The sequence below is a fragment of the Agrobacterium sp. Ap1 genome (genome assembly GCF_017313375.1).
Lineage (GTDB): Bacteria > Pseudomonadota > Alphaproteobacteria > Rhizobiales > Rhizobiaceae > Neorhizobium > Neorhizobium cellulosilyticum.
Map to the genome: position 1 here is coordinate 21901 of NZ_JAFLMY010000008.1, position 13819 is coordinate 35719.

Below are 13819 nucleotides of genomic sequence, written 5' to 3' on the forward strand. Positions count from 1 at the left end.
TTTGTCGGTTTTCAGTCAAACCGATATGCGCTCTTCGGATAGAGGATCGGTTGCGGAATTTCGAGTTTCCGGGATCAGTCGACCGCGGACGAGAGATTGGGCCGCGTGCCGCAGAGCATTTCGCGCTTGCCGGCAAAACCGGAACGGCGTTCGACGATGAAGCCGGCGGCTCCGAGGTTGCGACGGACGAAGCCCGCAGCGGCATAGGTGGCGAAGCCGCCGCCCGGTCTGGTGCGATCAAACAGCGCCTGCATCAGTTCGGGCGACCACATGGCGGGATTGCGCGACGGGGCGAAGCCGTCGAGGAACCACGCATCGAAATCCGGCTCCGCCGCCGTGACGCCATCGAGTGCCGCGCCGCAGACGACGGTCAGGTGGGTCTGGTCGTCGAGTTCGAGCATGACATGCCCCGTCGGGTCGTCCGGCCATGCCGCAACAAGCGCCTGCCGCTCAGCATCGATTTCCGGCCAGCGGGACAGGGCGCGCTCGATCTCGTCGCGCTTCATCGGATAGAGTTCGAACGAGGTGAAGTGCAGATGCGTGCCCGGCTTGCGCGTGAGTTTCCACTGCCGCCAGGTTTCGCAGAAATTCAGGCCGGTGCCGAAACCGAGTTCGCCGATGCGGAAGCCGTCTCCGGCTGGTGACATCGTCTCCCATCGCTCCGGCAGGCCGTTGCCGGAAAGGAAGACGTGGCCGCATTCCAGCCGCCCGTCGGTGCGGCAATAAAAGTGATCGCCAAATTCCTGGGAATACGGCATATCGCCTTCGTGCCAGTCGAGTGTCTGGAATGCCGGGCTTTCGCCCTCAACTGTCTTCAATTCGGGATCATTGTCGCTCATGAGCAATGCGGATAATCCGGCTGGCGCCGGCGGTCAATCTGGAGAGCGGACTATCGGTTCTCCGCGTGGCGCGGCAACCCTTCCGGCCTTTGCCGATCTGGTCATTCTCGGCGGCGGCATCATGGGCCTGTGGGCCGCGGTAAAGGCCGAGCGGCTTGGCATCCGCACCGTGCTCGTCGACAGCGGAAAACTCGGCCGCGGCACGAGCGGCGGGCTGCTCGGTGCGCTGATGCCGCATATGCCGGACAAATGGAACGACAAGAAACAGTTCCAGTTCGACGCGCTGCTGTCCCTCGAGGACGAGGTGGCGCAAATCGAGGCCGATACGGGGCTTTCATGCGGTTATCGCCGCACCGGTCGCCTGATCCCGTTGCCGAAATCGCATCTGCGGGCGATCGCGTTTCGCCATTCCGAGGACGCCGCCACGCACTGGGATCAGGCCGGTCGTCGCTTTCACTGGCATGTCGCCGACCAGACACCGCATCCCGGCTGGCCGGATGCCTCGTTCTGCGAGGCCGGAATCGTGCATGACACTTTCGCTGCCAGGGTCTCGCCGCGCAAGCTGACCGAGGCGCTCGGTGCAAGCCTCAATGCCGGCCGTCACGTTACCGTGGTGGAGGGGCTTTCAGCCTCGCGCATCGACGGCGCATCGAGCCGTGTGGAATTTGCCGATGGGACGAGCATCGCCTTCGGCGCCTGCATCGTGGCTGCCGGCCATCAGGCTTTTCCGCTGATCGAGGGCTTGTCCGATCCGCTGCCGCAACCGATCGGCCAGCCGGTCAAGGGACAGGCGGCACTGCTGAGGGCCGGGGCCGATCCGGACCTGCCGCTTCTTTATCTCAACGGTCTCTATCTCGTGCCGCATGACAATGGCGATATCGCGCTCGGCAGCACCAGCGAGGAGGCTTTTGACGAACCGTACTCCACCGATCATCAGCTTGAGGATCTCGTTGCAAAGGCGAGGGCGCTGGTGCCGTCGCTCAGCAATGCTCCGGTTGTGGAACGATGGGCCGGCCTGCGCCCAAAGGCGATCGATCGCGACCCGATGGTCGGGCCGCATCCAAACAACGCGAACGTGATCGCGCTGACGGGGGGCTTCAAGGTCAGTTTCGGGGTGGCGCATCTTCTGGCCGAGGCTGCGCTTGATGCCGTTTCCGGCAGAATAATGCCGGTTCCTGCATCGTTTTTGCTGGAGAACCACCTTTCTGTAGCTTCGCGCTAAACGCGAATCTTCTTCATCTTCGTCGTTAATCTGTCACGCAAATCGCATAGGTCCCTGATCAGGGACTGAATAAGCAAATGCGTAATTAAACAGGGCGTTTGACAGGGATGCACGAGAAGGTGACGCATGCGCTATGCCATATATTTCACGCCACCGGCACATGATCCGCTGACGCTCGCCGCGTCGCAATGGCTCGGCCGTAACGCCTTTTCCGGAGACGCTACCGAGCCGCCTGCCATTCGTGGCGTCGGTCTTCACGAGATCTCCTTCCACACAGCCATTCCGCGCCGTAGCGGGTTTCATGCTGCATTGAAGGCGCCCTTCAGGCTAGCGCCCGAGATCAGCGAGCCCATGCTGCTGCGGCACCTGATGCGGTTTGCAGGCTCTCACGAGCCATTCCAGCTGCCACCACTGGAAGTGGCAAGGCTCGGCAATTTCTTCGGCCTCGTGCCGGAAATTCCCTGTGAACGGATGCGACTGTTTGCCTGCGCCGTCGTGCAGGAGTTCGACGTATTTCGCGCACCGTTGTCGGATGCGGAATTCGAGCGCAGCGATCCGGGCGATCTCTCGGCTCCGCAATTCGCCAATCTCTATCGCTGGGGCCATCCTTACGTAATGGACGAGTTCCGTTTCCACATGGCGCTGACGGGGCCGCTCCTGCCGCGCGACAGCACATTTATCGAACCGGCACTGAGGGATTATTTCTCGCCCTATCTGACGAAACCGGTCGAGGTCGCCAACCTGGCGCTGTTCGTCGAAGAAGAGCCGGGTGCGCCGCTTCAGGTTCATTCGCTGCACCCGATGGGACGCGTGGCAGCCCGCAAGATCGCCTGAGCACCGCTTCAGACCGGTCGATCCGGCTGCGGCTGGATGAACAGCAATTTGATGAAGGTGCGGTAGCTCAGGATCTGCCGTTCCAGATGGGTCGGATCGTTCAGGACCTTGGACATGATGATGGCGCCGTCGAAGGTGCATGACAGCATGTTGGCGAGATCCTTCAGTTCTATCGGCTCCTGCGGCGGGTGCACCGCGGCGATCTCTTCCAGATAACCGAGGAAGCGCCTGTTCCATGAGGCAACAGAGCTGGCGTTCAGCATGTGGATCTCGCGATCGAACAATCGCTCCTGATAACAGATAGAAGCGATGATGCAGCCAGGATGCACGCCCGGCAGGTCGCGCGCCAGTTCCGACAGCAGTTTGAGGCCAATCAGGAAAGCCTGCAGCGGATCATCCGCGAGTTCTCGCCCGCGGTCGAAAATGTCGTCGAAAAGGCGGTCGTTCTCGGTCACGTAGCGGCGCAGCATCTCGCAGGCGAGTTCGTTCTTGTCGTGGAAGTGGTAGAAAAAACCGCTCTTGGTGATACCGGCTTCAGCGATGACTTCTTCGATCGAGGTCGCGGCAAAGCCCTTGGACAGCACGGATATCTGCGCGACCTCGAGGATTCGCTCGCGAGTTGCTTCACCCTTTTTCGGTACGCGGGCGTAGGAAAACTGTACCGGAGGTACGGTTTTTGCGCCATCCAGGCCTTGCCCGGCCAAATCCTCGGTCTTTCGGGACATGGTATCCCCCTGAGCGAGCTCACGTTTTCGATATGTTGCCGTGCTGTACCGCAAGCCGCGTAGATCAAAGCGTCCACCGGGCGCAAAACAAACGGGCAAGCTGCAGCTTCGGGACATACCTGTTTTCGCGCCGCGGCGATCATATCACAGGAGATGACGATGAAAAACGATCGCCAACGCCTGCCGCATCTGGGGCAAGAGATATATCTGACCGATGGCGGGCTGGAGACGACGCTGATCTTCCACCGTGGTCTGGAACTGCCGTTTTTCGCGTCCTTCCCGCTCATCGATGATGCCAGCGGGCGCGCCGAGCTGGATGCTTATTATGAGGCCTATCTATCGCTCGCACGGAAGTATGGGCGGGGTTTCCTGCTCGATACACCGACCTGGCGGGCCAACCCGGACTGGGCGGCAAAGCTCGGATATGATCTTGCTGCACTCTGGGCGCTCAATATTCGCTCCGTCGACTATGTCGCTGGCTTGCGGGAAAAATGGCAAAGGCCGGGTATGCCCATTCTGCTCAACGGCGTGATCGGGCCGCGGGGAGACGCCTACAAGCAGGGCCGGATGTCCGTGGCCGAGGCGGAGGATTATCACGCCCATCAGATCGATGCCTTTGCCGAAACACCGGTTGATATGCTGAGCGCCATGACGATCAACACAACCGAAGAGGCGATCGGTATCGTGCGGGCTGCCAGGGAGACAGGGCTGCCCGTCGTGATCTCTTTCACGGTCGAGACCAATGGAAGGCTCGCAAACGGCATGTCCTTGCGGGAAGCGATCGAGATGACGGATGACATGACCGCAAATGGCCCCGCCTATTACATGGTCAACTGCGCCCACCCCGTCCACTTCGAACAGGCTTTCGTCGACGGTGATACCTGGCTGCACAGGATCGGCGGTGTGCGCGCCAATGCCTCTTCCAAGAGCCATGCAGAGCTGGACGAGGCGACTGAAATCGATATCGGCGATCCTCAGGAGCTCGGTCGACATTACCGCAGCCTGAGAGCACGTTATCCGTCGATGTGCGTATTGGGTGGCTGCTGTGGCACCGATCACCGGCACGTGGCAGCTATCTGCGAGGCCTGCATGCCACAAGCGGCGGCCGAATGAAGGAGAAGGTTCCATGTCTATATTTGCATTCCCTCCGGCACTATCCACGGCATTCTCTGCCCTGACGCATATTCACTGGCGTGGGCATCACGAGCTCGACATGTCCGCCGAACCGACCGTCGGGCGGCCGCCATTCGCGTCTAAGCTGGAATTCGACGAATATATGCTGCGCGATATAGGTCTCGGCGACGGGGGCTATCACGAGTGGCAGGATGATCGCCTCAACTGATCAACTCGGCTGATCACGGGGACAAGTTTGCATCTCGACATCTGCGGAACCGGTGCGCTACCGTTGCCGTAAATAATCGAGGTGGAACATGCCAATAACCATAAAAGACTACCCGCGCGATCTCGTCGGCTACGGCCGAAACAGTCCCGATCCGAAATGGCCCGGCGGCGCCAATGTCGCCGTGCAGTTCGTCATCAACTATGAAGAGGGTGGTGAAAGCTCGATCCTCGACGGCGATGCGGCTTCCGAAAACCTGTTGTCCGAGATCGTCGGCGCCGCCCCTTGGCCCGGTCAGCGCAATCTCAATATGGAATCGATCTACGAATACGGGTCGCGCGCGGGTTTCTGGCGGTTATTCCGGCTGTTTAACGAACTGAAGATGCAATGCACGGTCTATGGCGTGACACTTGCCATGGCGCGCAATCCGGAAGCGGTCGCCGCCATGAAGGAAGCAGGCTGGGAGATTGCCAGTCACGGTTACCGCTGGCTGGAATACAAGGATTTTCCGATCGACAAGGAGCGTGAGCACATCTTCGAAGCTGTGCGCCTGCACACCGAGCTTGTCGGCGAGCGGCCATACGGCATGTACCAGGGCAAGCCGTCCGACAATACACTGAAGCTTGTGATGGAAGAGGGCGGGTTTCTCTATTCCTCCGACAGCTATGCGGACGATCTGCCCTATTGGGTGCCGGGCAGCGATGGCAAGCCGTTCCTGATCATTCCCTATACGCTCGAGACCAACGACATGCGGTTTGCCACGCCGCAGGGGTTCAATTCCGGCGATCAGTTCTTCACTTACCTCAAGGACGCCTTCGACACGCTTTATCGCGAAGGCGAGGAAGGCAGCCCGAAGATGATGTCGGTTGGCCTGCATTGCCGCCTCGTGGGGCGTCCGGGTCGTGTGGCAGCGCTGCGCCGCTTCATGGAATATGTCGCTTCCCATGAGAAGGTCTGGGTTCCGCAGCGTATCGAGATCGCAAAACACTGGCATGAGCACCACAAGCCGGCTTACCGGCCTGCAGGTGCCGTATGACGGCAAGAGGGGATTTCATTGCGACCTTCGGCGGCGTGTTCGAGCATTCGCCTTTCATAGCAGAACGCGCCTATGATGCCGGCCTGATCTTCGTGCCTTTGACCGCGAAGGGCGTGCATGCGGCGATGGTTTCGGAGTTTCGCAAGGCGGGCGCAGGAGAACGGCTTGCCGTGCTGCGCTCGCATCCCGATCTGGCGGGCAGGCTTGCGATCGCCGGCGAGCTGACCGAAGACAGCAAACAGGAACAGGCCGGCGCCGGCCTCGACCGATTGAGCGCCGAAGAGCACGCCCGCTTCACGACCCTGAATGCCGCCTATACAACGAAATTCGGATTTCCGTTCATCATTGCGGTGAAAGGGCTGAACAAGGACGATATTCTGGCAGCTTTCGAGACACGCATATCCAACAGCGCCGAGGAAGAGTTCGCGACCGCCTGCGCGCAGGTGGAGCGGATCGCGCATCTGCGATTGCTGGCGCTTTTACCCCAAGGGTGAGGGGTACGCTTTCTTCCACATTCGCTGTCGCCTATAGTGGTGATGACAGGAGTAGTGCCGATGCGACCGTCGGAAGTGCTTGAAAAGAACCGCGAGGCGATCCGCGAAGCGACGAAACGCTTCAACGCGGCGAACCCGCGCGTTTTCGGCTCGGTCGCCCGCGGCGAGGATGGGCCTGACAGCGATATCGATATCCTCGTCGATGCCTTGCCGGGAAGCACGCTTTTCAGCCTTGGCGGGCTCCAATACGAGCTGGAGCAGATGTTTGGCGGGATCAAGGTGGACTTGCTCACACCGGGTGATCTGCCGGCCATGATACGATCCCGCGTGCTCGCTGAGGCGAAGCCTTTATGACAGACAAAACACGCTTGTATCTGCATCAAATGCGGACTGCCGCGGCGGATACCTGTCGCTTTGTCGAAGGCGTGGATCGCGAAGCTTTTCTGAATGATCTGATGATTCAGAGAGCTGTGGGCATGAGCATACTCATGCTTGGTGAAGCCGTCGTCCGCATGGCCCGGGAAAATCCCGAATTTCTTTCCGAACATCCCGAAGTGCCATGGTCCGAAATCCAAGGCCTGCGCAATCGTATCGCCCACGGCTATTTTGAAATAGATCTCAACATAGTCTGGGAGACAGCGCGTGTCTCGCTCCCGGACTTTTTGGAAAAGCTGCAAGTCGTTGAAAATTGGCATGCGCAAGGCGAATGAATTGACCAAAATTCTCGAAATCCTGCCTCTCACCCAAGAAGCCTTCGCGCCGTATGGCGATGTCATTGAGGCCAATCCTTCGAAGATGCGGCTGATCAATAATGGTACGACGGAGCGTTATCATGCGCTGGCAGAGCCGGTGGTGGTCGGCGCCCCCGAGCGGCTGATCCTCAATATCTTTCGTGGCCAGCCCCGGCAGTTTCCCTACGAAGTCGGTATGATGGAGCGGCATCCCTTTGGCAGCCAGAGTTTCGTGCCGCTCTCCGGCCGACCGTTTCTCGTCGGCGTGTCGGATGATGTGGATGGCAAACCGGGGAGGCCGAGAATATTTCTGGCTGCGGCGCATCAGGGGGTGAACTATTTCCCCAATACCTGGCATCATCCGCTGATGGCGCTCGGCGGGGTCAGCGATTTCCTTGTTGTCGACCGTGACAATACCGCCGCCAATCTCGAAGAGTTCTTTTTCGAGATGCCCTATCAGATTTCGGAGCCAAGCCTATGACCGGTCTCACCACTCATGTGCTCGATACGGCAAGCGGCAAGCCGGCCGAAGGGCTTGTGATCGAGCTTTACCGGATCGAGGGAGCCACGCGGACGACAGTCAAGTCGGTGAAGACCAATGCGGATGGGCGGGTCGATGACGGACCTATCCTGATCGGAGAGACTTTTGTCGCCGGAACCTATGAGCTGGTTTTCCATGCGGGCGATTATCTGCGTGCCCAAGGCATCACTCTTGCCGAGCCGGCTTTTCTTGACGTTATTCCGATCCGTTTCGGCATTTCAGACATCACGGCGCATTATCATGTGCCGTTGCTCATCTCACCCTACGGTTATTCCACCTATAGGGGCAGTTGATGCGTTTTGCTGCGATCGCCGATGTTCATGGAAATCGTGCGGCTCTGAAAGCCGTGCTTGATGACATCTCTGCGCTCGGCATTCGCGACATCGTCAATCTCGGCGATTGTTTCAGCGGGCCGCTTCAGGCGGATCAGACAGGCGACCTTCTGTTGCTGCTCGACCTGAAGGCTGAGCGGACGGTGCGCGGCAATCACGATCGCTACCTTGTCGAGAAGACTGCCGATCAACTGGAGGCGTCGGACGCGCATGCGCATCGCCAGATGTCGCCCCGGCATTTCGACTGGCTGCACAAACTGCCGTTCAGCATGATCTGGCGAGATGAGGTTTTCCTCTGCCATGCGACGCCTAAAGACGACAATCTTTATTGGCTGGAGACGGTCTCGCCGCAGGGGCATGTCACCTTGCGCCCTCAAGATGAGATCGAGGTGCTGGCGGAGGGCATCGAGCAGTCGCTCATTCTCTGCGGCCACAGTCATATTGCGCGCATGGTGTCGCTGTCCGACGGTCGGCTGATCGTCAATCCCGGCAGCGTCGGCCAACCTGCCTATGACGATGACGCGCCTTTCTACCACAAGGTGGAAACCGGCCACGCCATGGCTTCTTATGCGGTGATCGAGAAGACGGGGCACGGCTGGGCGCCGCTTTTCCGCAACGTACCCTATGACCACATGGCAATGTCGAGGCTTGCTGCCGCCAATGGCCGGGCTGAATGGGCAAGCGCGCTAGCAACAGGACGTGTGTAAAACATCCTGATGATCGGGACACGGCTATTTCTGGAAACCATTCGGCAAGGCTTCCTGCCGATACTCCTATCCGATTCGACAGGAGATGATTCCATGGCCCCATCGCGCGCAAAATCAGGCTCGAAACGCAAGAGCAGCAGACGTGCGCCGTCGCGGTCTGGATCCTCGTTCTGGCCGTGGATGGCTGCGCTCGTCGCGATCGGTGGCGGCATTGCGCTTTACGACAATTTTTCACCGGCCCGGAAGTTCGTCGCCAGCCTGACGACAGATAAGCCAGCTCACACGACCACACGGGAAGAGACGCGGGAAAAGGTGGCTGTGGCCAAGCCGCAGCCCGCACCATCACATCGCAGTGTCACTCCCGTTCCACCACGTCCGGTCGGACCGCCGGATCAGACCCAGACAGCCGCAATCATTCCACCGGCGCCGGTCGGCAAGCCGGGTCTGGAGGTTGCCTCTCTGTCTGCTGCTGCTCCGAAATCAGGTGAAAGCCTTGCTGGCGGCTATCAAGGCAAATTCTTTCTCTGTGGCACGGCCAAGCAGGACGATTGCGTGGTGACCGCTGACCGCTTCGTTTTCCACGGCCAGAAAATTCGTCTTGTCGGCATTGAGGTGCCGGATATCAAAAAGCCCCGTTGCGAGGCTGAGCGGATCAAGGCCAGTGATGCGAAACTTCGGGTGCGGGCCTTCCTCGATTCCGGCCCGTTCGAACTCGTCACCTGGCAGGGAAACAATTCCGCGGTTGACGGGCATCAACTGCGCGACGTGACCCGCAACGGCCGGTCGCTCGCCGACGTGCTGGTCAATGAAGGTCTTGCCAAGCGACCGGGAGCCGGCAAAGGCGGCTGGTGCGGCTGACGGGGCCCTATCTGTTTTTGAAGACGGTACAGGCACCGCCTGCAGCCTTGATCGCGGTGCAGAGTTTTGTCGCCTCCTGCCGCGTCTCGCGGCCGATCCTTGCGGCATAACGCGGGCGATATCCGAAATTGCCGCCGCGTTGCCTGACGATTAGCGCCCGCTCCTCATTCAGCGGTGCCGGCAGGTCAAGGATCGCGCGGGTAAAAAGGCGGTCGACGACGGCGGGGCGATGGTGGGCCGCCAGCTGAACGCCCCACGGCGCCCAGTCGGCGGAGGTGGTCAGTACCGGTTCCGTCATCCGACGTGTTGAAGCCAGTGTCGTGCAGGCCTCCTGAAAGGACTGGCCCTTGCTGAGAGGCGGGGCTACGACATCAGGCGGGTCGTCACGCCATGTCTCGATCAGCGTGCCGGTAATGGCAAAGACATAATCACGTGTCTCGATCGGCAGTCTTTCGGAGGCAAGAAAGCGGGAGAAGCCGTTCTCCCCGGCATTGTAGGCCGCAGCTGCAAAGCCGAGATTGCCGAAACGTATGCTCATTTCCTTCAGGTAGGCGGCGGAAGCATCCAGCGCGTCGAGGACATGAAAACTGTTACCAAGGCCGCGCATCCTTGCCGTCGATGGCATGAACTGGGCGATACCTTCCGCTCCCTTATGGCTGACGGCTTCCGGGCGGAACAGGCTTTCCCGCCAGATAAGACGCGCGAAAAATTCAGGTGGAATGGCGTGGCTATTGGCCGATCTCTCGATCGCGCTGCAAAGATCGGCATTGAAGAAGTCCTTGCGGATGCAGGTCGGCTTGCCGCCGACAGATCGCTCGTAGAGGCAAGCCGGTTCTTCGCGCTTGGTGGTCTCGGCTTTTTCGGACGCAATACCGCTCCCTGCGCCGAGCATGGCCAGAGTTGTCGCCGCCACCGCAAATGACTGCAAAAAGCCGCCCATTTAGCCCCCGCCGCATGTGGAGGCATCCTAACCGGCTTTCCGCATTATCCCAAATCAGAAGGGAGAGGAGGCGATGATATTCGTGCCGCAATCCTTGATGTCGCGCTTGCCGCACAGAGCCATGGTGATGTCCATCTCCTTGCGGATGATTTCGAGCGCCGTCGTCACGCCCGGCTTGCCCATCGCGCCGAGGCCGTAGAGGAAGGGGCGGCCGATATAGGTGCCTTTTGCGCCGAGGGCCACGGCCTTCAGCACATCCTGTCCGGAGCGGATGCCGCCGTCGAAATGCACTTCCATCCGGTCGCCGACCGCATCGACGATCTTTGGCAGCATGGAGATGGAGGAGGGAGCGCCGTCGAGCTGCCTGCCGCCATGGTTGGATACGATCAGGGCGTCCGCGCCCGTATCGGCGGCGGCGCGGGCATCTTCCTCATCCAGAATGCCCTTGATGATCAGCTTGCCGCCCCACAGGTCCTTGATCCAACGGATGTCGTCCCAGGAAAGCCGCGGATCGAACTGTTCCGCGGTCCAGGCCGACAGCGAGGAAAGGTCGGATACATTGCTGGCATGGCCGACGATATTACCGAAGCCGCGGCGCTTGGTCTGCAGCATGTCCAAGCACCAAGACGGCTTGGTCGCCAGCTGCAAGGCGCTGTTCAGCGTCCATTTCGGCGGGGCGGAAAGACCGTTGCGCAAGTCCTTGTGGCGCTGGCCCAAAATCTGCAGGTCGGCGGTGACGACCAGCGCGCCGCAACCGGCGGCCTTGGCGCGGCCGATCAGCCGCTCGATGAAGCCGCGATCCTTCATCACGTAAAGCTGGAACCAGAAGGGCTTGGAGGTGACCGATTTCACGTCCTCGATCGAGCATATGCTCATGGTCGAGAGGGTGAAGGGTACGCCGAATTCTTCCGCAGCCTTGGCTGCCAGCATTTCGCCATCGGCATGCTGCATGCCGGTCAAGCCCGTCGGTGCGAGCGCGACAGGCATCGAGACATCCTGGCCGACCATGGTGGTCGCCAGCGAGCGGTTGGTCATGTCGACCAGCACGCGCTGACGCAGCTTGATCTTGGAAAAATCGTCCTCGTTGGCGCGGTAGGTACCTTCGGTCCATGCGCCGCTATCGGCATAATCGAAGAACATTTTCGGCACCCGACGACGGGCCATTGTCTTCAGATCGGCGATGGTAAGCGGCTTGGACATGATGATCGGTTCCTCCTGAAATTGATTTCAGACAGGTAGCATATCGATGCCCGGAGGAAACTGGAATTCGAGCCTTCAGGCATTTTTTGCGGTGCTCGCCGAGAGGTTTCAAATCTGATAAGAGTCCCAATATCGGTACGATATATAGTGCTAAATATAGCTCCAATGAGGTGAGACGATGCAGCGTGTCGAGGCGGAAATGGCAGTCAGCGTATCGGATCTGAAAAAGAATCCGAGTGCGGTGATTGATGGAGCTGCTGGCGGTGCGGTGGCCATTCTCAACCATAACCGGGTTATGGCCTATATGGTGCCGGCCGAAACCTATGAAGCCCTGATAGACGCCCTGGACGACCAGGCACTTGTCGAGATCGCCAAGGCGCGCGCCGGTGAGAAGGGCGTGCCGGTCGATCTCGATGACCTATAGGCTCGAATTTCTGCCGGTAGCGCGGAAGGAGTGGGACAAGCTCGGCGCGACCGTGAGGGAGCAGTTCAAACGAAAGCTCTTCGAACGGCTGCAGCGACCGAAAGTGCAGGCCGACGCGTTGCGCGGCCTGCCGGATCACTACAAGATAAAGCTCCGATCCGCCGGATGTCGACTGGTTTATCGTATCGAGGATGAGCGGATAACCGTCGTTGTCGTTGCGGTTGGGCGTCGCGAGCATTCCGAGGTCTACAAGAGCGCCAAGACGCGATAGCTATCAAAGCGTATTCTTCATCGCCTTGCCGGCCACGTAGGTTTCCACCACGGCGCGGTCGTCGCCCATGGTCTGCAGCAGGAAGAGTTCTTCCGGCAGCGTGCTTATCGTTTCCATCCGCAGCTTCATCGCCGGCGTGGAGGCTGCATCGAGGATGACGAGGTCGGCCACGGAGCCCAGATCCAGCGTGCCGATATCGGTTTCCATCGATAGCGCCTCGGCATTGCCTCTGGTCATCATGTAGAAGCTTTCGAGCGGGTTCAGCCGCTCGCCCAATATCTGCTGGATCTTGTAGGCCTCGTCCATGGTTCTCAGCATCGAATAGCTGGAGCCGCCGCCGATGTCGGTGGCGACCGCGATGCGCACCGGCTTTTCACGGCGTGTCAGCGGTCGCAGCGGAAACAGGCCGGAGCCGATGAAGAGGTTCGAGGTCGGGCAATGGACGGCGATGCTGCCAGTTTCCGACAGGACATCCATTTCCCGCTCCGACAGGTGGATTGCGTGGCCGAGCAGGGTCTTGTTTCCGAGCAAGCCATACCGGGCATAGATATCCGTATAGTCCTTTGCCTCCGGGTAGAGTTCGCAGGTATAGCGGATTTCCTCCCGGTTTTCCGACAGATGCGTCTGGATGAAAAGGTCCGGAAACTCCTGCGCCAGCGCCTGCGTCGCCGACATCTGTTCCGGTGTCGAGGTGATGGCGAAGCGTGGCGTGATGGCGACGTGGTTGCGGCCCTTGCCGTGCCATTGTTCGATCACCGCGCGGGTCTCGTCATAGCCCATTTCCGGCGTGTCGAGCAGGCCCTGCGGGGCGTTGCGGTCCATCATCACCTTGCCGCCGACCATGCACATATTGCGCCTCAGGGCTTCGGCAAAGAAGGCGTCGGCGGAGGTCTTGTGGACGGAGCAATAGGCGACGGCCGTCGTCGTGCCATGGCGCAGGAACTCGTCGTAGAAATGTGTGGCGATGCGCGTCGCATGCTCGCTCTCGACGAAGCGGCATTCCTCCGGGAACGTATAGGTGTTCAGCCATTCAAGCAGGTTCGCGGCATAGGAGGCGATGACCTGCATCTGCGGAAAATGCACATGGGTGTCGATGAAGCCCGGCAGGATCAGATGTGGCCGATGGTCGATCTCGACCACATCCTCCGGCGCGGCGGCCTTCACCCTGGCATAATCCCCCACCGCGGTGATCTTTCCGTCGGCATCGACCAGCAGGCCGCCGTCATCTTCGTAAAGATAGCTGTCGCTGTCGGTCAGAGACTGAGGCGCGCGCTTGAAGGACAGGAGGCGTCCGCGGATGAGGGTGTCTGTCATGTGAACCTTGGG

Annotated in this window: 19 protein-coding genes; 14 read left to right on the plus strand and 5 right to left on the minus strand. The window is 60.0% G+C overall.

The features are described from left to right. Nucleotides 1-74: 74 nt before the first annotated feature. Nucleotides 75-839, minus strand: coding sequence for a tRNA (5-methylaminomethyl-2-thiouridine)(34)-methyltransferase MnmC2 (mnmC2, locus tag JZX87_RS16730; RefSeq protein ID WP_206826872.1), 765 nt, complete (start codon nt 837-839; stop codon nt 75-77). On the opposite strand from mnmC2, the gene JZX87_RS16735 reads away from it, so the two are divergent. Together JZX87_RS16735 and JZX87_RS16740 are read left to right on the plus strand one after the other, a co-directional pair. After that, complete coding sequence (locus tag JZX87_RS16735) at nt 838-2061, plus strand: NAD(P)/FAD-dependent oxidoreductase (protein ID WP_206826873.1); 1224 nt, start codon at nt 838-840, stop codon at nt 2059-2061. The genes mnmC2 and JZX87_RS16735 overlap by 2 nt on opposite strands. 126 nt (nt 2062-2187) lie before the next feature. Further along, nucleotides 2188-2895 (plus strand): DUF1045 domain-containing protein, encoded by a 708-nt coding sequence (locus JZX87_RS16740; RefSeq protein WP_183821286.1) that lies wholly within the window; start codon nt 2188-2190, stop codon nt 2893-2895. 8 nt (nt 2896-2903) lie between these two features. Here JZX87_RS16740 and JZX87_RS16745 read toward each other — a convergent pair whose 3' ends face one another. Next, nucleotides 2904-3620, minus strand: coding sequence for a TetR/AcrR family transcriptional regulator (locus tag JZX87_RS16745; RefSeq protein WP_206826874.1), 717 nt, complete (start codon nt 3618-3620; stop codon nt 2904-2906). 159 nt (nt 3621-3779) lie between these two features. Here JZX87_RS16745 and JZX87_RS16750 point away from each other — a divergent pair, with 159 nt between their 5' ends. The 10 genes from JZX87_RS16750 to JZX87_RS16795 all read left to right on the plus strand — a co-directional run bounded on the left by JZX87_RS16750 (nt 3780) and on the right by JZX87_RS16795 (nt 9658). Continuing rightward, nucleotides 3780-4733, plus strand: a complete 954-nt coding sequence (locus JZX87_RS16750) for a homocysteine S-methyltransferase family protein (RefSeq protein WP_206826875.1) — start codon at nt 3780-3782, stop codon at nt 4731-4733. Nucleotides 4734-4746: 13 nt separating this feature from the next. After that, nucleotides 4747-4962 (plus strand): hypothetical protein, encoded by a 216-nt coding sequence (locus JZX87_RS16755; protein WP_148145721.1) that lies wholly within the window; start codon nt 4747-4749, stop codon nt 4960-4962. An 88-nt stretch (nt 4963-5050) separates the two neighbouring features. Further along, nucleotides 5051-5995: an allantoinase PuuE gene (gene puuE / locus JZX87_RS16760; protein ID WP_210349070.1), complete on the plus strand. Its 945-nt coding sequence runs from the start codon at nt 5051-5053 to the stop codon at nt 5993-5995. Continuing rightward, nucleotides 5992-6489: a 2-oxo-4-hydroxy-4-carboxy-5-ureidoimidazoline decarboxylase gene (uraD, locus tag JZX87_RS16765; protein ID WP_148145720.1), complete on the plus strand. Its 498-nt coding sequence runs from the start codon at nt 5992-5994 to the stop codon at nt 6487-6489. The genes puuE and uraD overlap by 4 nt, the downstream gene beginning before the upstream one ends. 60 nt (nt 6490-6549) lie before the next feature. After that, nucleotides 6550-6843, plus strand: a complete 294-nt coding sequence (locus JZX87_RS16770) for a nucleotidyltransferase family protein (protein WP_148145719.1) — start codon at nt 6550-6552, stop codon at nt 6841-6843. Then, nucleotides 6840-7199: a HepT-like ribonuclease domain-containing protein gene (locus JZX87_RS16775; RefSeq protein WP_206826877.1), complete on the plus strand. Its 360-nt coding sequence runs from the start codon at nt 6840-6842 to the stop codon at nt 7197-7199. The genes JZX87_RS16770 and JZX87_RS16775 overlap by 4 nt, the downstream gene beginning before the upstream one ends. After that, the gene (locus JZX87_RS16780; RefSeq protein ID WP_502711320.1) at nt 7183-7701 is read left to right on the plus strand and encodes an ureidoglycolate lyase; all 519 of its coding nucleotides are present in this window, start codon (nt 7183-7185) and stop codon (nt 7699-7701) included. Before JZX87_RS16775 ends, JZX87_RS16780 begins: the two co-directional genes overlap by 17 nt. Next, complete coding sequence (uraH, locus tag JZX87_RS16785) at nt 7698-8054, plus strand: hydroxyisourate hydrolase (RefSeq protein ID WP_206826881.1); 357 nt, start codon at nt 7698-7700, stop codon at nt 8052-8054. The genes JZX87_RS16780 and uraH overlap by 4 nt, the downstream gene beginning before the upstream one ends. Next, nucleotides 8054-8800, plus strand: a complete 747-nt coding sequence (locus tag JZX87_RS16790; protein WP_206826882.1) for a metallophosphoesterase family protein — start codon at nt 8054-8056, stop codon at nt 8798-8800. The genes uraH and JZX87_RS16790 overlap by 1 nt, the downstream gene beginning before the upstream one ends. A 93-nt stretch (nt 8801-8893) precedes the next feature. After that, a complete protein-coding gene (locus JZX87_RS16795; RefSeq protein WP_183821291.1) occupies nt 8894-9658 on the plus strand; it encodes a hypothetical protein in 765 nt (254 codons plus the stop codon). 7 nt (nt 9659-9665) lie between these two features. On the opposite strand, the gene JZX87_RS16800 is transcribed toward JZX87_RS16795, so the two are convergent. Both JZX87_RS16800 and JZX87_RS16805 read right to left on the minus strand, forming a co-directional pair. Further along, a complete protein-coding gene (locus JZX87_RS16800; protein ID WP_206826883.1) occupies nt 9666-10598 on the minus strand; it encodes a lytic transglycosylase domain-containing protein in 933 nt (310 codons plus the stop codon). Between the two features lie 54 nt (nt 10599-10652). Further along, on the minus strand, nt 10653-11798 hold the full coding sequence (locus tag JZX87_RS16805) for an alpha-hydroxy acid oxidase (protein ID WP_206826884.1): 1146 nt from the start codon (nt 11796-11798) through the stop codon (nt 10653-10655). A gap of 178 nt (nt 11799-11976) precedes the next feature. Between JZX87_RS16805 and JZX87_RS16810 the strand changes: the two genes are divergently transcribed. Then, entirely contained in the window at nt 11977-12222 is a 246-nt protein-coding gene (locus JZX87_RS16810) for a type II toxin-antitoxin system Phd/YefM family antitoxin (RefSeq protein ID WP_206826885.1), read from the plus strand. Next, complete coding sequence (locus JZX87_RS16815) at nt 12212-12493, plus strand: type II toxin-antitoxin system RelE family toxin (RefSeq protein WP_206826886.1); 282 nt, start codon at nt 12212-12214, stop codon at nt 12491-12493. Before JZX87_RS16810 ends, JZX87_RS16815 begins: the two co-directional genes overlap by 11 nt. Before the next feature lie 3 nt (nt 12494-12496). Here the strand turns inward: JZX87_RS16815 and guaD are convergent, their stop codons facing one another. Next, nucleotides 12497-13807, minus strand: coding sequence for a guanine deaminase (gene guaD, locus JZX87_RS16820; protein WP_206826887.1), 1311 nt, complete (start codon nt 13805-13807; stop codon nt 12497-12499). Nucleotides 13808-13819: the final 12 nt, after the last annotated feature.